The 17,252-nt window shown below is 50.3% G+C and carries 17 protein-coding genes and 1 tRNA gene; 11 read left to right on the top strand and 7 right to left on the bottom strand.

What is annotated here, in order from left to right:
* The 7 genes from H6F94_RS06120 to H6F94_RS06090 all read left to right on the top strand — a co-directional run.
* A partial coding sequence (locus H6F94_RS06120; protein WP_524537848.1) for a photosystem I psaA/psaB family protein occupies nucleotides 1-903 on the top strand: 903 nt, incomplete at its 5' end.
* Nucleotides 904-1,658: 755 nt separating this feature from the next.
* Nucleotides 1,659-4,049, top strand: coding sequence for a type I DNA topoisomerase (gene topA / locus H6F94_RS06115; RefSeq protein WP_190801329.1), 2,391 nt, complete (start codon nucleotides 1,659-1,661; stop codon nucleotides 4,047-4,049).
* Nucleotides 4,050-4,150: 101 nt separating this feature from the next.
* Nucleotides 4,151-5,581 carry a LuxR C-terminal-related transcriptional regulator gene (locus H6F94_RS06110; protein ID WP_190801328.1) on the top strand — a complete coding sequence of 477 codons (1,431 nt, stop codon included), beginning with the start codon at nucleotides 4,151-4,153 and terminating at the stop codon, nucleotides 5,579-5,581.
* Nucleotides 5,582-5,936: 355 nt separating this feature from the next.
* Nucleotides 5,937-6,419 carry an MSMEG_0572/Sll0783 family nitrogen starvation response protein gene (locus H6F94_RS06105; RefSeq protein ID WP_190801327.1) on the top strand — a complete coding sequence of 161 codons (483 nt, stop codon included), beginning with the start codon at nucleotides 5,937-5,939 and terminating at the stop codon, nucleotides 6,417-6,419.
* 9 nt (nucleotides 6,420-6,428) lie between these two features.
* The gene (locus H6F94_RS06100; RefSeq protein ID WP_190801326.1) at nucleotides 6,429-7,475 is read left to right on the top strand and encodes a Nit6803 family nitrilase; all 1,047 of its coding nucleotides are present in this window, start codon (nucleotides 6,429-6,431) and stop codon (nucleotides 7,473-7,475) included.
* A gap of 42 nt (nucleotides 7,476-7,517) precedes the next feature.
* The gene (locus tag H6F94_RS06095; protein ID WP_199320240.1) at nucleotides 7,518-8,624 is read left to right on the top strand and encodes an MSMEG_0568 family radical SAM protein; all 1,107 of its coding nucleotides are present in this window, start codon (nucleotides 7,518-7,520) and stop codon (nucleotides 8,622-8,624) included.
* Between the two features lie 48 nt (nucleotides 8,625-8,672).
* Nucleotides 8,673-9,212: an MSMEG_0567/Sll0786 family nitrogen starvation N-acetyltransferase gene (locus H6F94_RS06090; protein ID WP_190801325.1), complete on the top strand. Its 540-nt coding sequence runs from the start codon at nucleotides 8,673-8,675 to the stop codon at nucleotides 9,210-9,212.
* Between the two features lie 5 nt (nucleotides 9,213-9,217).
* On the opposite strand, the gene H6F94_RS06085 is transcribed toward H6F94_RS06090, so the two are convergent.
* From H6F94_RS06085 to H6F94_RS06075, 3 genes are all read right to left on the bottom strand, one after another.
* Nucleotides 9,218-9,412 carry a hypothetical protein gene (locus H6F94_RS06085; RefSeq protein ID WP_190801324.1) on the bottom strand — a complete coding sequence of 65 codons (195 nt, stop codon included), beginning with the start codon at nucleotides 9,410-9,412 and terminating at the stop codon, nucleotides 9,218-9,220.
* 30 nt (nucleotides 9,413-9,442) lie between these two features.
* A tRNA-Tyr gene (locus H6F94_RS06080) sits at nucleotides 9,443-9,524 on the bottom strand.
* A 231-nt stretch (nucleotides 9,525-9,755) separates the two neighbouring features.
* On the bottom strand, nucleotides 9,756-10,196 hold the full coding sequence (locus H6F94_RS06075; RefSeq protein ID WP_190801323.1) for a VOC family protein: 441 nt from the start codon (nucleotides 10,194-10,196) through the stop codon (nucleotides 9,756-9,758).
* A gap of 74 nt (nucleotides 10,197-10,270) precedes the next feature.
* Here H6F94_RS06075 and H6F94_RS06070 point away from each other — a divergent pair, with 74 nt between their 5' ends.
* Both H6F94_RS06070 and H6F94_RS06065 read left to right on the top strand, forming a co-directional pair.
* Entirely contained in the window at nucleotides 10,271-11,023 is a 753-nt protein-coding gene (locus H6F94_RS06070; protein WP_190801322.1) for a TIGR00297 family protein, read from the top strand.
* Nucleotides 11,024-11,159: 136 nt separating this feature from the next.
* The gene (locus H6F94_RS06065; RefSeq protein ID WP_190801321.1) at nucleotides 11,160-11,513 is read left to right on the top strand and encodes a phage holin family protein; all 354 of its coding nucleotides are present in this window, start codon (nucleotides 11,160-11,162) and stop codon (nucleotides 11,511-11,513) included.
* 33 nt (nucleotides 11,514-11,546) lie between these two features.
* Here H6F94_RS06065 and H6F94_RS06060 read toward each other — a convergent pair whose 3' ends face one another.
* Nucleotides 11,547-12,419 carry a sugar phosphate nucleotidyltransferase gene (locus H6F94_RS06060; RefSeq protein ID WP_190801320.1) on the bottom strand — a complete coding sequence of 291 codons (873 nt, stop codon included), beginning with the start codon at nucleotides 12,417-12,419 and terminating at the stop codon, nucleotides 11,547-11,549.
* A 130-nt stretch (nucleotides 12,420-12,549) separates the two neighbouring features.
* Nucleotides 12,550-12,855: a hypothetical protein gene (locus H6F94_RS06055; RefSeq protein ID WP_190801319.1), complete on the bottom strand. Its 306-nt coding sequence runs from the start codon at nucleotides 12,853-12,855 to the stop codon at nucleotides 12,550-12,552.
* Nucleotides 12,856-14,528: 1,673 nt separating this feature from the next.
* Here H6F94_RS06055 and H6F94_RS06050 point away from each other — a divergent pair.
* On the top strand, nucleotides 14,529-14,801 hold the full coding sequence (locus H6F94_RS06050) for a hypothetical protein (RefSeq protein ID WP_190801318.1): 273 nt from the start codon (nucleotides 14,529-14,531) through the stop codon (nucleotides 14,799-14,801).
* Between the two features lie 322 nt (nucleotides 14,802-15,123).
* On the opposite strand, the gene H6F94_RS06045 is transcribed toward H6F94_RS06050, so the two are convergent.
* Together H6F94_RS06045 and H6F94_RS06040 are read right to left on the bottom strand one after the other, a co-directional pair.
* On the bottom strand, nucleotides 15,124-15,720 hold the full coding sequence (locus H6F94_RS06045) for a pyridoxamine 5'-phosphate oxidase family protein (RefSeq protein WP_190801317.1): 597 nt from the start codon (nucleotides 15,718-15,720) through the stop codon (nucleotides 15,124-15,126).
* 77 nt (nucleotides 15,721-15,797) lie between these two features.
* Nucleotides 15,798-16,391 carry a glutathione S-transferase family protein gene (locus H6F94_RS06040; protein ID WP_190801316.1) on the bottom strand — a complete coding sequence of 198 codons (594 nt, stop codon included), beginning with the start codon at nucleotides 16,389-16,391 and terminating at the stop codon, nucleotides 15,798-15,800.
* A 199-nt stretch (nucleotides 16,392-16,590) separates the two neighbouring features.
* On the opposite strand from H6F94_RS06040, the gene H6F94_RS06035 reads away from it, so the two are divergent.
* On the top strand, nucleotides 16,591-17,133 hold the full coding sequence (locus tag H6F94_RS06035; RefSeq protein ID WP_199320239.1) for a CGNR zinc finger domain-containing protein: 543 nt from the start codon (nucleotides 16,591-16,593) through the stop codon (nucleotides 17,131-17,133).
* The last annotated feature ends 119 nt before the right edge of the window (nucleotides 17,134-17,252 follow it).

The raw sequence follows: 17,252 nt of genomic DNA, 5'->3' as shown, positions 1-17,252 counted from the left end.
CACAACGACGTGATGCAAGCCTTTGGCACGCCTGAGAAGCAGATTCTGATCGAGCCTGTGTTCGCTCAGTTCATCCAGGCCTCTCACGGCAAGGCTCTGTACGGCCTAGACGTACTGCTGTCCAACCCGGATAGCTTGGCTTCAACGGCTTGGCCCAACCACAACAACATTTGGTTGCCTGGTTGGCTAGACGCGATTAACAGTGGCAAGAACTCGCTGTTCCTGACCATTGGTCCTGGCGACTTCCTAGTTCACCACGCCATCGCTCTGGGTCTGCACACCACCACTCTGATCTGTGTCAAGGGTGCGTTGGATGCTCGCGGTTCCAAGTTGATGCCCGACAAAAAGGACTTCGGCTTCACCTTCCCCTGCGACGGTCCTGGCCGTGGCGGCACCTGCCAAACTTCTGCCTGGGAACAGTCTTTCTATCTAGCGTTCTTCTGGATGCTAAACACGATTGGCTGGGTCACTTTCTACTGGCACTGGAAGCACCTGACGGTGTGGCAAGGTAATGTGGCTCAGTTCAACGAGTCTTCAGTGACAATCATGGGCTGGCTGCGCGATTACCTGTGGCTAAATAGCTCACAGCTGATCAACGGCTACAACCCCTACGGCATGAACAACCTGTCAGTCTGGAACTGGATGTTCCTCTTCGGACACTTAGTTTGGGCGACTGGCTTCATGTTCCTAATTGCCTGGAGAGGCTACTGGCAAGAGCTGATCGAGACCCTAGTTTGGGCTCACGAGCGCACGCCTCTAGCGAACCTAGTTCGTTGGAAAGATAAGCCCGTTGCTCTGTCCATCGTTCAAGGTTGGTTGACTGGTTTAGCTCACTTCACAGTCGGCTACGTCTTGACTTACGCGGCCTTTGTAATTGCTTCAACTGCCGGTAAGTTTGGCTAAGTCCGCTGAAATAGCCGTAGAGCGCGCTATCACTCTGAGCCAACCGGTTCTGAAATAGCGCTCTCCTTCTCACTCCAGTCTGTTTGATTTTTGCTCACAACTTACAGCAGGGACGAGGTCACCTCGTCCCTGCTGTTTTTTATGGCCTGAAACTAAAATCAACGCACAACAAAACCCCCGGCGTAGTTCTTGACCGGGGGTAGAAGTTCCTTGTTTCAAGAGAGTGATCTCTTGAGGACATTAGACCTCCCCTAACACTCTCCTCCCTCTATCTAAAGGGGGTTATTCTCTACACTATTTTTGTGTGGTTACGGGCACATTTCTATGATAAAAAAGTTTGAAATTGAAGGCGATAAAACGTAGTCAATCCAAACAGTTAAAACCGGGATTAAGGCACAAAGCTAATGAAGTTCTGTTGCGGCTTTTACGGAGGATTAAGCTTTTGAGGAAAGACGAATATCTCCTGTAGAAATTTCAAAGAGATTTTGAAAAACTGTTTGATAAACCTGACTGTGACCTCGATTTCAGAGCTGAGTATTTGTTTTAATTTCTTAATCTACCTTCATTGAATTCTTCGTTAGATCCATAGGTTCTAGGTAGAACCTGCTAGATAGGAAGCGTTAGCTTCAGTGCCGAGTCCCTGCAATTGCCTTAGCCTTGAGGCAGCATGAATAGGGGGCCTAGGTTTAACAAAGCTCAAGCTTGTCAAGCCACAGCTGATCAAATCGCCACTGGCGGCTCCCAATGCGAGGACCATGCCTAAGCTTCTGATTTGTGAAAGTCCAGGAAAACTCAGCACGTTGCGCAAATTACTAGGCGCTGGCTGGGACGTGCAGGCCAGTGTCGGTCACATCATGGCTCTAGCCAACGATGGTGTGGATTCCTTGGGCTTCGACCTCCACTTTGACCGGGTGGAGTGCCGCTACGTCCCTCGGGGTGACCGGGGCAAAGAGGTGATCAGCAAACTGCGCGCCGCAGCCAAGCAGGCATCAGAGGTCTATCTAGCCACTGATTCCGACCGCGAAGGGGAAGCTATCGCCTGGCACTTGGCTCGGGAGTTGAAGCTGCGCAATCCCAGACGCATTACCTACACGCAAATCACAGAGCAGGCCGTACGTGCAGCGCTACGTTCGCCCCGACCGATTGACGAGCACTTGGTAAGCGCTCAGCGTTGCCGTCAGTGTCTCGACAAGCTTGTGGGCTATCGAGTCTCGCCCTTGCTGTGGCAATCGACGGGAGGTAAATCAGCCGGGCGAGTGCAGAGCGCAGCGCTCCATCTAGTCTGCTTGCGCGAACGTGAAATTCAAGCCTTCGTTCCCCAAACCTACTGGTCTGTCTGGTGCGAGTATCAGCAGGGGTTCCGGGCTTACTACCACGGTTCGGTACAAGGGACAGTTCATGCCCCTGAGACTCATGCCCCTGAAACCGCAGTAGACCCAGAAGCCAATCCAGAAGCCAACCTAGACGATGCCACTGATGCCCAAGAGCGGGTAAAAGCACCCGAATCCAGGCGGGTGACCAGCCTAGAGGAGGCCGAGCGCTTGGTCAAGCTGGCGCGGCAGCATGTCCATCAGGTGGTGAGTGTTGAAGGGCAAGAGACCCACAAGCCGCCGCCCCCGCCCTTCATTACCAGTTCACTGCAACAGAGCGCAGGTGCCCTACTCAGCTTCTCGCCGGAGAAGACGATGCAAGTCGCTCAGAAGCTCTATGAGGGTGTGGATCTACCCGGCGGCAAGCGACAGGGCGTGATTACTTACATGCGCACAGATAGTGTTGCGCTTGCGCCTGAGTTTGTTGAGGCAGTACGAGCCTATCTACAGCAGCATGATCCTCAGAACCTGCCTGCCAAACAAACGCGGCATCGTAATCGAGCTGAGTCCCAAGCGGCCCATGAAGCGATTCGGCCTACCGAAATTAGCCTCACGCCCGAAGCTTTAGCTGGCTGTCTAAGCCAGGATGAGCACCGTCTATATGACCTGATCTGGCGACGGGCTTTGGCTTCACAGTGTGCAGCAGCTCGTCTGCTCAAAACCCGTGCCTTGATTCAGTCTGGTCCTCTGCTTTGGCAGGCAAAGGGCATGGTCGTTGAATTTGCTGGTTACAGCCGCTATTGGGACAACTTGGACACTGCCGTCGCCTTACCAGAACTCACCCAAAATCAGCAATTGCAACTTAAAAAAGCTGCTCACGAAGAGAAACAAACTCAGCCACCACCTCGCTATAGCGAACCAAAATTAGTACAGCTGATGGAGCGAAAAGGCATTGGCCGTCCTTCCACATTTGCAGCCATTGTTGGCATTCTCAAACAGCGTGAGTATGTTGAGACTCGGGGCAAGGTTTTGCACCCAACTGCCTTAGGTTTAGAAACCGATCAAGTTCTAACCACAGGGCTTCCGGACTTGGTAGAAAGCGAATTCACCGCGCAAATGGAAGTAAGCCTGGACCAGATTGCAGAAGGCAAACAACTTTGGGAGGCATACCTAGTCAGTTGGAATCAGGCCTATCTCATTCCTGCTTTGGAAAAGGCTAAAAAGGTAATCCTGGCTCAATTTCCAACTGCGCCGCCACGCACTGGCTCACGAGAACGAGAGCGCTCTCGAACCAAGTGCCCCCAATGCAAACAATCTATGTCCAAGCTGCCCTCTAAAAAGGTCGCTAAGAAGTATTTCCTGAAGTGTGAAAATGGTTGTGCTGATGTAGTGATGTTCTGGTCAGATCTGCGCAAGACTTGGGAAACACCTCATACCAAGACGAACTCGGCAGCTGAGCCGAAGTTTCAACCGGGGCAAAGCCAGCCAGCCAAAAGACCAGTCACAAAAAGACCAGCAGTCAAAGAGAACCAGCCAGCCAAAGCCCGCACTACTACTAAGCGGAGCCGGAAGAAGCCGTTAGAAGCTTTAGAGAGTCCTAAAGAGCGATTGAGTTTGAATCAGAACAGCCCTAAAACGGCTCAGGCACCTGCCACTTCAGTTGAGAGTTTACGCGCTTGGTATCAGGCAGCTAGGAGCTTAGGGAAATCGGAGCAGTACCTCAAGCGGATTGCGGAAGTTGCCCATGAATTTAAAGCCGGACAACCGCTCTCCGATAAAGTCATGCTTGCAATGCAGCAGGACCTAAGCTTATTGGCTGCGCAGAAACCGTCCTAAGCCAGGGCTGTAGGGCTCGAATACCAGCAGAAGTGAGTTGAGATACAGAGTCAAGGAGGGATTTAGGCATCAATGAGATTGGAGTCTTCGATAGACGTTCAATGCCTGACCCCATCGCTGAATTACTCGATTCGACACGGCTCCTATTCGATTTACAACAAGGCAATGAGATCGCTCAGGGTTTCTCGGGCTGTCTTGACCCAGAGGAAATTGCAGCCTGGGTGACGCGTGGGCTGGTTGAAAAATTCAATTGCGCCTTTGCCCGAATCTGGCTTTTGGAACCAGATCAAAAGACTCTGAGGCTGGTCGCCTCCTCTGGCATGTATACCCATGTCAATGGGTTCTTTGCCAAGATCCCAATGGGAGCCTACAAAGTTGGCAAAATCGCTCAGAACCGTGTTTCTTTCCTCAGCAATAACTTAGCTGATGAGCCTTGGGTGGGCAATCGAGAATGGGCAATTGCTAACAATATTCGAGGTTTTGCAGGTTATCCTCTGGCCATTAAAGGCAGAGTTGTTGGTGTCTTAGCGACCTTCAGTTATCACACAATGGCACCAGAGTTTTTAGAGGTTTTACAAACTCTGTGCACAATGGTGACAGTTGCCTTAGATGCAGCTTTGCAACATCAAAAAGAGAAGGAGTCTTGGCAGTCTTCAGCCCAGAGCTTATCTTTTAATTATCTTTCGCTATCTGATCAGATTGCCAGCATTTTAGCTTCGGCTCGCTTAACACTAGTCGGCACAGAGCAACCTCTATCGCTACCCCTGATTCACGTTTTTCTACAAACAGCAGAAATTTTAAATCAGCTCAAGTGTGCTTATTGTCGGTTAATTTACACGGCAGAATCTGTTGCACTGGAAGCCATTGTTCCTGCCCCCGACCTAAACACTGAGGAGCCTAAAGAGTGGGTGCGATCAGTCTTAGGCGATTTGTTCTTCACGACTGCTTGTTTAGGGGGAACCCTACACACTCAAATCGAAAGTAACCAGCGTGCAATTCAGATCTTACTCAAGATTCCCTATCCTCACTCTGCTCTGGGAGCGCGCTTGCAAATTCGTTGTAGTTCTCCAGGTTTGCAGTTGGCATTCACTCACTTAGCTTTTTTAGCAGGGCTAAGAGTTTGCGATACAGCCGACGACGAGGTGCCTTTACTGACTGATGATCTGGTGCAATGCCAAGCTGCTAAACGAGGCATATGGATTAATCAGAAAAAGCAGGCAGTCCCGAAGGGAATTAAAGCCCAGATTGATTTATCAGTCAGTCCGGAGCAGCTACGGCAGGCGATTGGAGCAGCCAGTCAAGGTAAGAGTTGGGGAATCGACGCCGCTACTGTGCAGCAACTGCTCTCAGACCGGGAATTGGAAATTATGGCTTTACTGGCTCAGGGGCTGCGGGACCGCGATATTGCTAGCCAGCTCATGATCAGCGAGAGCACCGTCAAGTTTCATATGAATAACACTCTTACTAAGCTAAAGGCACGGACTCGCTATCAGGCGCTGCATCAGGTCATGGTGAATGGCTGGATTGGCTAAAAAATACAGCTGAGTTCCAACCAACCATGGTTAACCTATCGAAATCGACAGGTATGGAGGACAAGTTTAGTTCAATCTGAACCGTATCGCTTGTTATGCCTGGTCTTAGTGCTAGACCTAAAGCTTTCGTATTGGTAGATACAAAACCTCATTGAAGCGGAACTTAACCTTGCACACAACCCCAAGGGCTGGAGGTTAAACCAAACAGTTAATGCTGTTAATTGCCTACAGCACCCCTAGAGCCTGGAGATTGAGTTGTTTGTGTAGATCTCACTTCTTCCAAGTGACTTTATTGAGCATTTCCATTCTCTGTTAGCTCTAGGAACTACAAACCTTATGGCCTTAGGAGAAAACTATGCCTGAAGTAACCGCCCCCGCCCATCAAGTTGGTGACTTCTTTGTCGATTACGAAGAAAAAGTATTTCCTGACGTCAAAGCAGACCCAGGCGAAAAAGCACTCGTAACTTTCCACACGGTTGCCTTTGAAGGTTCGATTGGTTTCGTGAATCTATTGCAGGCGACCCGCTTGCAACGTAAGGGATTCGAAACCTCAATTCTACTTTATGGTCCTGGTGTCACTTTGGGCGTTCAGCGCGGCTTTCCTAAGATCGGGGATGAAGCCTTCCCTGGACATCAGAACTTTAATAATCAGATCAGCAAATTCATCTCTGAAGGCGGCAAAGTCTACGCCTGTCGCTTCGCCTTACAAGCCTTATACGGCCACGGCGAACCGTCTCTGATTCCGGGAATTCGTCCGATTAGTCCCCTCGATGTGTTGGATCTGGTGCTCCTGCATCGTAAAGATGGTGCACTCATTCTCGATACCTGGACTCTCTAGAGACAAACCGTGGATTACTCCCGTAAAGTTCGAGCGGCAGCCGTACAAATTAGCCCGGTTCTGTTTAGCTGTGATGGCACAACCGAAAAAGTTTTACAGGCGATAGACCAAGCGGCTAAAGAAGGCGCGCAACTGGTCGTTTTTCCTGAGACCTTTGTTCCCTACTATCCCTATTTTTCGTTTGTGCAGCCTGCGGTGCTGATGGGCAAAGAGCACATGCGGCTCTACGAAGAAGCGGTGACAGTGCCTGGACCGGTCACAGAGGCAATCAGTTGTGCAGCCCGCTCTCACAGTATGGTCGTGGTGCTGGGGGTGAACGAGCGGGACAACGGTTCGCTCTACAATACCCAGCTGATCTTCGACGCTGATGGCACGCTGCTCCTCAAGCGACGCAAAATTACCCCCACTTACCACGAGCGGATGGTCTGGGGGCAGGGGGACGGTTCGGGCTTAAAGGTGCTGGATACAGCCGTAGGCAAGCTTGGGGCCCTTGCCTGTTGGGAGCATTACAATCCACTGGCTCGATTTGCCCTCATGGCTCAACACGAACAGATTCACTGTGCTCAGTTTCCTGGTTCCTTAGTCGGGCAGATTTTCACTGATCAAATCGAAGTCACGATCCGACATCATGCCTTGGAATCTGCCTGTTTTGTCGTCAATGCCACTGGTTGGCTCTCGCCTGAACAAGTAGCACAGATTACTGCCGATCCTCAGTTACAGCGAGTACTGAGTGGTGGCTGTAACACCGCAATCATCGGTCCCGAGGGCAATCATCTCTGTACACCGATCACTGAAGGAGAGGGAATTGCCATTGCTGACTTGGACTTCTCCCTGATCACTAAACGCAAGCGAATGATGGATTGTGTAGGGCATTATGCCCGTCCCGATCTACTACGGCTGCAAGTGAATATGGAGGCTAGAGCTTTGACGAAAACAGTTGGAAAGCAGGAACTGGACAAGGAGCCAGAAAAACCGGTGCAGGCATCGACTAATGGGCAAACTTCGAGTGGAATGCCTGTATCGGTTGACCCCTCATTGCTCATTACTAATTCCTAATTGCCGTTCAATCGTGTTCTGAAGAGGTTAACTGAACGCTGAATGCCTGTGAACAAACAACAGTTGATTACACAATTACAGTCCCACGGGCTGAAGCTGATTAAACCTGGGATTGGCGCTGACGGACGCAAAGGTGGAGCAGGTCCCTCCGACCACAAAGCCGTGACTGTAGATGGCACAACAGTGATGGTGCCAATTTTTAACAGTACGGCAGCGCAATCACCCTACACGGTCAAGCTTGAGCAGGCAGCAGATCAGGCAGTTTCAGAAGCAGTTTTAGAGCTAGATGGAGCTGCAGTAACAGCGATCGAGTTTCCCAAGCAACCCAAGTTCTACAATCTCACAACTGCTGAGGAGATTCCTTATTGGAAAATTGCCCTGCTGCACAGTCATGACGTTTTAGCGACGACGGTTCTGCAAACCTGCATGCGCTACAACGACACAGCAACTTCCTGCCAATTTTGTGCGATTGGGCAATCATTGAACGCTGGGCGCACCATTGCTCGTAAAACCCCTAACCAATTGGCAGAGGTGGCAGAGGCTGCGGTACGGCTAGATGGCGTAAAACATCTAGTAATGACCACTGGAACCCCCAACACCACTGATCGCGGCGCAGCTTACCTGACTGAATGCGCTAGAGCAGTGAAAGCCAGAGTCAATCTTCCGATTCAAGCTCAGTGTGAACCGCCCGATGATTTCATTTGGTTGGAGCGCATGCGAGCCGCGGGTATTGATAGTTTAGGCATGCATTTAGAGGCCGCTGACCCACAGGTGCGGGCCAAAATCATGCCCGGCAAAGCAACTGTACCTCTGGAGTATTACTTCGAGGCTTTTGCGGCAGCGGTTGATGTTTTTGGTTGGGGACAGGTCAGCACTTATCTGCTAGCGGGTCTAGGCGATAGCTTGGAAACACTCCTCAAAACCAGTGAGCGTCTTATTCAGCTTGGGGTTTATCCCTTTGTCGTACCCTTTGTCCCAATTACCGGAACGCCGCTCGCTAATCATCCTGCACCCAAGAGCGAGTTTATGTTCGCTCTGTATGCACAAGTTGGCAAGATGCTGAGACAAGCCGGAATGTCTTCCGCAGAAATTAAGGCAGGCTGTGCCAAGTGTGGCGCTTGTTCTGCTCTTTCTACCTTCGAAAAATAGCTGCGTTTATCCTGACGCTTGCTTAAACGCTAAAACATCTCTAGGGACATGGAGACTCAGATTAACCAACGCTATAGCTTTAAGCTGGCGCTATCTTCTAGTGAGGTAGCAAACTACTTTAAGTTGCGGCAGACTATCTTCTGCGGCGAACAAGCTCTATTCGCAGACAGTGATGAAGATGAGATCGATGCAATCGCCTATCCGATTGTGGCTATCGATCACGAAGCAGTTGCCTGTAACCCAGTAGTAGGGGTCGTCCGCATCTATGAGCCACAGCCTGGACTTTGGTACGGCGGCAGGCTGGGGGTCCATCAGGATTATCGTCGTGCGGGTCAGATTGGTAAGGGCCTAATCTATAAGGCCGTTACAACGGCTAATACTTGGGGCTGCACCCGTTTCTTAGCAACGGTGCAATTACAAAATGTGCGCTTCTTTCGAAGACTGCATTGGCAATCTCTGGAGGAGATAACCATTTGCGATTTGCCTCATCACCTGATGGAAGCAGATCTCAATTACTATCCGCCGAGCACCGAAGTTCGCCCTGTCTTACAGCTGAATTTGCAATTAAAAGCGAGAGAGGCATCCTAAGCCTGCTACTGGCAATCCATTGCGACTTGCAGTCCTAACTTGCCATGTTTGTCCGGCTGACCGTTGCGTTTGCGCTGGTCGAAGTAGTACTTCTCAAATTGAGCAACCCAGCTTTCAACCTTGCTCTCCTGATTTTCCTGCGTTAGAGAGGTCTCGCTCGTGGGGTCTCTCCACCGCTCAAATACTAAAAAACCCTCCAAGCTGTTGCTGGAGGGCTATTTCAGTTGAGATGGGCCGGGCTAGATTCGAACTAGCGTAGGCGTAGCCAGCGGATTTACAGTCCGCCCCCATTAACCGCTCGGGCACCGACCCATGACTCACGGATTATTACCATACCATTAGCAGGCGGACTTTGGGAATCGTTTGTGGCCTGTTGCCCAGGAATTTTTTGGACTGGGGTGCCTGCTTGACAGCATAAAAAACCCCCGTCGCCGGGGGAGTTTAAATCTCTGCGAATGTTCTCGCCAAGCTCAAAGTATCTGGTTCGCATGGCTGCTGTATGTCAAGGGTATGACGACGCAGTTTCAGGTCGGTCAGAGTGGCTTAGCCTCTGTCACCCACCTGAGTTAGCTCCCGCTGGCCCAAGATTGCGCTGCTATGGCGGTAGAACTTGAATTCCAGCAAGTTGTGAAAAGGATCGGCCAGGAAGAAGGTCCGATGTTCTAGAGGGCTGCCGGGGAAGCGGTGCTTGGGTTGCTGGTAGAAGGTTAATTGGTGGCGCTGTGCCCTTTCCAGAAGTGCTTCCCAGTCAGACTCTAGCTCGAAAACCAAACCAAAATGACGGGGATAAATCCCGTTTTGGGGTTCTAGGGGTTCTGCCGTGAGGTGGGCAACGAGTTGATGCTCCCCTAGGCCCAGAATCAAGGAGTAAGCGGATTCACGCCCCAGCTCACAACCCAAACCTTCTACGTAAAATGCTCGCGTTTTAACCAGGTCATTGACCGGAAAGGCCAAATGGAAGCGAACCGTTCCAGTGAAACTCATAACATAGTCTCCTGCGCACAGTGTCCCTAATTTCTAGCAAAATGGGGGAGCTAGCTTGAGCGGGGACGATTGGCATGAGTAGTGCAGAATTGATGCCTTGGTTGATCGGGGTTGCCCTCAACAGTGTCCTAGTGCTGGTTGCCTGGGTTGCACCGAAGAAATTACTCACCCCCGCTGGGTTGCTACATGCCTGGGCCTTGGGTGTCCTAGTTTGGGGGACCCTGGGCTGGCAGGGGTACGTCGTTGTGATGTTCTACTTTCTGGTGGGGTCTGGGGTGACCCGGGTCGGCATGGCTCGTAAGCAGGCTGAGGGCATTGCTGAGAAGCGAGACGGTGCGCGGGGACCTGAAAATGTATGGGGTTCTGCTCTGGCAGGGGCGCTCTGTGCTTTAGCCGCGGCGCTGTCACCTTCGCCAGTCCAAGAGTTGTTATGGCTCGGCTATGTTGCCAGTTTTGCGACCAAGCTTTCGGATACGACAGCGAGTGAGGTAGGCAAAGCCTACGGTAAACACACCTTTCTAATTACGACACTGGCACCTGTGCCCCGGGGTACAGAGGGAGCGGTGAGTGCGGAGGGGACTCTGGCTGGTGTTATGGGTTCCCTGGCCCTCGCATTAGTAGGGCTGGCTGTGGGACTGGTGAACTGGCTGGGCGTGCTGCTAAGCGTCATAGCAGCATTGGTTGCCACAACTATAGAAAGTGTGATTGGAGCAACTTTGCAATCGCGCCTGCCCTGGTTAACCAATGAGGTTGTTAATGCTGTGAATACTCTGATTGGAGCCAGTGTTGCGATCTTGCTAGCTTGGGGACTGGGAGGGTTAGCTTAGCGGGTCGGTTATTTGTAGCAAAATTTCTATAAGAACCGGTGAAGTTCTATCTATATACAGAGGTCAGGCCTTGCGATAGGCTCTAGAGGCAACTCTTCTAAACCTACCACTACTCATGCAAGGAGCTATCTGAACTATGGTCGGGATTCTTTTAAGCTGGTTGGTAACTAGTGTCAGCTTGTTTATTCTCTCTAAGTTGCCTTTAGGCATTGAGATTGATAGCTTTGGCAAGGCTGTGGTGTCAGCGGCGGTTTTCGGTATCTTGAATGCTCTACTCTGGCCGCTTTCAGCTTTGGTGAGCCTACCCCTGATCAAGATTTTGACGCTGGGCATTTTGGCGTTGATTGTGAACACGATTATCTTCGGTTTAGCCGCTCTGCTGGTAAGCGGATTCCGCTTACGTTGGGGGATTTGGAGTGCTCTGTTGGGTGCAATCGCTTTGAGTATTGTTAACTCTGTACTTTATAGTTTGCTGAACAGAGTTTTGTAGGTTTGCAAACAAGAGCTTGGTGAACAAAAGCTTCTACAGTGGTTCCGAGAAACGGATGACTGTTCTGCGATATTGGTCAGGCATGCCGATGTCAAAGGATTCCCCTGCTACTTCATAAGCTAGGCCGCCATCGCGGGAAATCCAACGTTGCAAAGCGCCTGACAAATCTAGTTCACCCTGCTGTTGCTGACTCGCAGCCGCTAAATCGGCCATGAACCGGGCGGGCAATAGGTAGATGCCAAATAGGCAAAAGTACTGCGGTGGATTAGTGCCGGAGATGCGTAGGTTTGCCACTGCTTGGGGCGTAGGCTTCTCATGCATTTCAGTGAGCTTAAACTGGTCTGTGGGTCCGGGCAGGGGCTGAACGCCAATAACACCACGCTGGCTCAGTTCTGCTTCTCCGCACCGGCTCACAGCCAAAACCCCTTGCCCAGTATGTTCGGCTAGGTTGAGAACTTGGCGCACGCAGGAAACTGCCGTGTGAGACCGATAGAGATGGTCGCCTAGTAGCAAGACGAAGGGCTCGCTGCCAACGACTGCCTGCGCTTGCAGAACTGCATCGCCGAAGCCGCCTGGGGTCGGCTGCTCAACATAGATGAGTTGCCTAGCCAACTCTGCCACTGCTTCCCAGGCAGCTAAGATACGGCGGCTGCTAGTCCCCTCTGGTGCAACTGAGGGTGGCTCCTCGAAGTAGTGACGAATCAAGTCTCCATCACGGGGCGAGATGATTAGCACGACCTCATCAATGCCGCTGGCAACTGCCTCGCGCACGATCCAGTCCACTGCTGGCCGCAGAGAACCATCGGGTCCGGGTATAGGCAGTAGTGCCTTAGGAATGACTCGGGTTGCGGGATGCAGACGCGAGGCAAGCCCAGCTAACGGAATGAGCGCACGGGTCGCTTTCACGAATGAGTGCCACCGGATGAGTTGCTACTAGGACCATCGCAGTTCAGCTGTTAGTGAGTCGGTTACTGAGCCGGTTACTGGGCCTGCTGCTTAGTCTGACAGGTTTGAGCCCGGAGGCTCAAGTGCAGCTCTAGAGAATCCCGCCGCTGAAGATAAGGCTTTGACCTGCTAAGCAACCCCAGACGAGGACACCACTAATTTGAGATCTGGCTGTGGGCAATCTGCGTCGGCTTTCGTAGCGATAACGGCAGGTATAGATGATTAAGGGAATGGCAGTCATTGATAAAGGTAAACCGGTGTGTAGCGCTAACCCTTTGACTACTAAACCAACAGCAACAGCATTAGTGGCAAGGGTCCCTTTAGAAATAATCCAGGCCAAAGTTTGGTCAGAATCCAAAAACTTGACAATACGAGCAAAGGTCGAGAAGGTAAACACTGAAATGATCCCCCTAGTGGTTGGTTCTCGTCTGACAAAAAGCCCAGCTAGAGTATTAGTCTGCTTTGGTAGCCGCAATCTCTGGCTGCTCAGTAGTGGTTGTGAAGAAGGTCATTCAAAACACATCGCCTTCGGCAATTATACTGAATTCAACTATGTGCCTGTTTGAAACTTTCAGCTGGCTGCTGGTTTTTAAGTTGAATTGTGCGCATCAAACAATCCAACCAACCTAGCGCTGGATCTGCTGCAGACAGCATCGTTTCCTTTGAGAACTGAGCTGAAGCAAGAAAAAGTTGAGATGGCGGTGGGGAACTTACGCCTCTCATTGTTGTGATTAGGGCTGTTGCGATTGGGGCTGTTGTGATTAGAGAGCTAATCTCACTGTTTCGGTCGAGGATTTGGGTCAGAGTGACAAGGACCATTCTTAATCAATTGAGCGTATTTACTCAGTTAGCTGGTAGAGCACTTTTTGCCTGTGGAGCAAAGTTGGGAGCAAGCAAATCCCCGGCCTACCTAGAAAGCACCGGGGTTGGTAACTTGAGTTTTGACAATGCAGCTAAATAGTTTGGTCAGATTGAAATATGAAGCCTTGGTAGAGCAAATTTCTGTGCTCTTGAAGGCCAGCCAGCCAGCCAGCCCAGGCTAAGAGGCTGAGAAGTTCATCAGGCAGGTCATGTCCTGCAAGGCCAAGATTGTAACCAGTAATGTACGGGTCTGGCTGATTCATGCTTGTCCGAGCCCTGAACTGTACCATTCACAGAGTGACGAACAGATTGGGTAGGGGCCAGACCAAAAAGTGCTCATTTTTTGCTCATTTTGTCTACACGACCAATTTCAGTAGCATCATAAAACGGTGCTAACGTCGATACTCATCTCTGAAATCACCACCACGCTCACCAATCAACTGGCAGGGAGCTCTTGGGTGAGTCAAAATAGATTCCAGTTGCTGATAGTTTTGAGGGTCTAAAGTAAAACTAAAGATTTTATCTGTCTCTGCAATGTGTGTGGCTACTCCTAGCTGTCTTCTCATACTCACACAGGCCAGGATGACGGGCTCAAGAATATATGGGACGCGATATTTGCTAGGCTGACAGCGTATCTTTAAGCAACATTGTAGTGGTGAATACTAGACCTTGAAACAGTTGCAAACCGATCAAAGCATTCACTAGATTCTTGTATTTCTGTAGTCAGGTGGAGCTTAGCTGTTTTTGCCGAGGCTCCGGCTGACCGAGATATTGTTCTGACAGCAACTTCCTCCCAAACTGCCAGCAGCTAAATTAAATATCTTGCTCCTGACAAAACTGAACCATCTGCGATTCAGGACGATGGTGGATTAACGAGAACTAAACCTGCTTGAAGATGATTGCATGTTGTAATCAATGATGCCTTCAGGTGTCCTAGATCAAAGCTTGTTAGAGAGAGGTAACGAATTTTACATCGTGTTGAAGTTCAGCTCAGTAATGAAGTGTCGCCTGCTGCTACGTAGAAGGTTCGCAGTGAGCTGAATGATGCTGCTAGTGGTCTCATGAATGGGTTAGGGAATACCTCAGGTGACTGGCATTACCATGCCGCCTGCCCAACGGTTGCACAGGCAAGAAAAGAGTTCAGAGAACCTACCCCTTGCGTCCAGTGAGTACTGGTGTACTATATCCGTGAAGAGTTCAAAGGCTCCCATGGAGATCACTGCATCGCTTCGGCCATCGGTAGAGATTCTTGACGAGGTTTGGCGGGGTCGGCTAGCAGTTCTGGCAGCGAAAGAGCGCTTAGAAGCCCTGAGCCGAGTGCAGATCAAGACGGTGGGCACTTATCTTGCACAGCGAGCACAAAGAGAGGCAGCGCTCCGTAATGCTGAGGCTAGGGTGGCAGAATTGAGAACAGAACTGCGAGAGGCTCTCTACAATGAGCAGTTGCAGTTTCAGTGGCAACTGCATCAGTATTTAGTCTGATTGGCAAGCTTCCAATTACTACCTTGCTGAGGACAACAATAAGAGCGACTTGCTGATATCTTGCACGAGCATTTTGTACTGAGTTCGCTCTGTACAAGTTGTAGATTAGTCACGGTAAGCTGGCTCATTTGCGCTGCATTATTTAATTAGAAGCCAAGATCTTGCACCTGAACCGGCTCATTGTGCTGTGACTAATGTTTGCAAGTGTAAGATATCAGCTTCTTCAGAATCAACCTAAAAACTGAGCACGGAGGCTGAGCCTAAAAACTGACTCATTTATTCTAATTAAGACTTAGCCAGACCTGATGTTGCAAAGATCTGCTCATTTCTGAGTTAGCAGACCCTCTAATTCCACAATTCGATCTTGAAGCTTGTTGACTATTTCAGTAACCTCATTTTCTGAGTAGTGAATGGGAATATGTTGTGGACAATTCCAATTCCAAGCTTCGACCTGAAAGAGAATTGCCTGCTCAATCTCAACCGGATAATTAGAATCACATAGATCCTGAATCAAGCCGGTGTCATCTTCAACGACTGTGGCACGGCCCCATAGCTTTAGACGCCTGCGATTGCGATAATCCATCAAGAAGATAAATGCCTTGTTGTTCTCAGCCAGATTGCCAACCGTGATGTACTGTGCATTACCTTTGTAATCTGCAAAGCCCAGCGTATTCTCATCAATTACCTTCAAAAAACCGGGGAGCCCACCTCGGAACTGAATGTAGGGCCAACCATTGGCACTGACTGTTCCCAGATAAAAGCTGTCACGCTCAGCGATGAACTGGCTTATTTCGGCTGTGACCTTGTCATTGGCTGGACCACTTTCCTCGAAGCGTGCATATATTTGACGCGAACCGTGACGAGTTTGGGCTGCTTTAACCGCAGGTGTGAAAGCGATTTGGCTAAATTTACGCGGCATAAGAAACTCCTATTCAAGCGCCTCAGAAGGCGCAGTTTTCGGGCTGAAAAATCTTCAATGCATGAAGACTGAAAGGTCTAAAGGCTTGGCATGCCAACATAACCGGGAAGCTGCTTGATACGTGTAGTCCAGGCCCGCACGTTGGGGTAATTGTCTAAATAGATTTTGCCCTCTGCAGCCAAGTTGATATATGGGAAGCAAGCGATATCTGCAATGGTTGGACGGCTCAGTTCGAGCCAGCTCCGCTCATGCAGATGTTGGTCAAGGATTTGCAGCAGTTGATGGGCTTTTTGCTGTGCTGGCTCTGGGTTCACCTGTGTGTTGAACATATAATGTCGCCTTGCAGCTGAGAAACTGTGTTGAATCTCGTTGGCTGCTGTAGACAACCACTGCATGACTCTAGCTAGGGGTTCAGCCTCAATCGGTAGCCAAGCCTCACCGTAGCGCCTTGCTAGATAGACCAAAATGGCTTGTGCATCTCGAATGAGAAGCTTCCCATCAATAAAGACGGGGACTTGTCCTAGTGAGTTTAAGACCAGAAACGCTGGAGCCTTCTGCTCGCCGTTGAGCAGGTCAACGGGTACGAGTTCATACTCCAAGCCGAGCAGGGATAACATCAACTGCACCTTGTGACAATTTCCTGACAATGAGTGACTGTACAACTTGAGCATTGACCGGTCCTCTAATTTTCTGGATAAGCAGTTTGAGTCCCAGTCGGGGCTCGCTTCAAAGTTCGTTTTAGAAAGCCCCTTGTCTGTACAGGCTTGAGTTTGATCCGTATTCTAACTGCTCAAATTGTTTGAAGGGTTAGAGTCAGAATATCATAGCTTTTCTAACCATTCAAGATTTTTCAGGGGTTAGAATGGGCTTGTGATTTCCCAACGTCCTCTGACCGGAGAACCTCTCGCTCTGGATCTGCTGAACACAGAATGGTTAGAGAGCGGCTTGCGCCAAGATCTTCTAAGCACTGCTGTAGGCACGACTGCTTGGCTGGAAGAACATAGCCTCCAGCAAGATGAGCTGGTTGAAACTGTGCGTCTGAGGCTGATCGAAACCCGTGCCGCCATCCGAAAAGTGCTGGAGTCTCCCAGCGATATTGCAGCTCGGAATGCCCTGAATGTCGTCCTTGCACAGGGGCGTGTGCTGGAGCAACTGGGCAAGGATGGTCCCGAGACTATTCCCGAAGTTCCGTCATCCTGGCGAGTAGCTTGGCTAGCCGCTCAAAATTTGCTTGGCTTGCTAAGAACTGCTCCAGGTCGGATTCGTACTTGTGATCACCCGGATTGCATTTTGTATTTTTTCGACACCTCAAAGAACGGCACCCGCCGCTGGTGCGATATGAAAACCTGTGGAAACCGCTCCAAGGCCAAACGTCACTATCAGCAACACAGCAATAAGCCGCTCCCAGAATAGAAGGTAGCGGCTGCAACAACGACTATTAGTTAGTTGGTCAAGCTGGCATCTAAAACCCTGATTCTCTCACTCTAAACCCAACAGTGCTAGCTACTGGCACTGTTGAGTTTAGTTAGCTG

Source organism: Leptolyngbya sp. FACHB-261 (assembly GCF_014696065.1).
In the GTDB taxonomy this organism is placed as follows: Bacteria; Cyanobacteriota; Cyanobacteriia; order FACHB-261; family FACHB-261; genus FACHB-261.
The sequence above is the reverse complement of the archived record's forward strand: the minus strand, read 5'-3'. Positions and strand labels throughout refer to the sequence as shown.

Excerpts from the sequence above, each read along its gene's own strand:
- topA (WP_190801329.1), top strand. The coding sequence starts at position 1,659 with ATGCCTAAGCTTCTGATTTGTGAAAGTCCAGGAAAACTCAGCACGTTG.
- H6F94_RS06110 (WP_190801328.1), top strand. The coding sequence starts at position 4,151 with ATGCCTGACCCCATCGCTGAATTACTCGATTCGACACGGCTCCTATTC.
- H6F94_RS06105 (WP_190801327.1), top strand. The coding sequence starts at position 5,937 with ATGCCTGAAGTAACCGCCCCCGCCCATCAAGTTGGTGACTTCTTTGTC.
- H6F94_RS06095 (WP_199320240.1), top strand. The coding sequence starts at position 7,518 with ATGCCTGTGAACAAACAACAGTTGATTACACAATTACAGTCCCACGGG.
- H6F94_RS06090 (WP_190801325.1), top strand. The coding sequence starts at position 8,673 with ATGGAGACTCAGATTAACCAACGCTATAGCTTTAAGCTGGCGCTATCT.
- H6F94_RS06075 (WP_190801323.1), bottom strand. The coding sequence starts at position 10,196 with ATGAGTTTCACTGGAACGGTTCGCTTCCATTTGGCCTTTCCGGTCAAT.
- H6F94_RS06070 (WP_190801322.1), top strand. The coding sequence starts at position 10,271 with ATGAGTAGTGCAGAATTGATGCCTTGGTTGATCGGGGTTGCCCTCAAC.
- H6F94_RS06065 (WP_190801321.1), top strand. The coding sequence starts at position 11,160 with ATGGTCGGGATTCTTTTAAGCTGGTTGGTAACTAGTGTCAGCTTGTTT.
- H6F94_RS06050 (WP_190801318.1), top strand. The coding sequence starts at position 14,529 with ATGGAGATCACTGCATCGCTTCGGCCATCGGTAGAGATTCTTGACGAG.
- H6F94_RS06045 (WP_190801317.1), bottom strand. The coding sequence starts at position 15,720 with ATGCCGCGTAAATTTAGCCAAATCGCTTTCACACCTGCGGTTAAAGCA.
- H6F94_RS06040 (WP_190801316.1), bottom strand. The coding sequence starts at position 16,391 with ATGCTCAAGTTGTACAGTCACTCATTGTCAGGAAATTGTCACAAGGTG.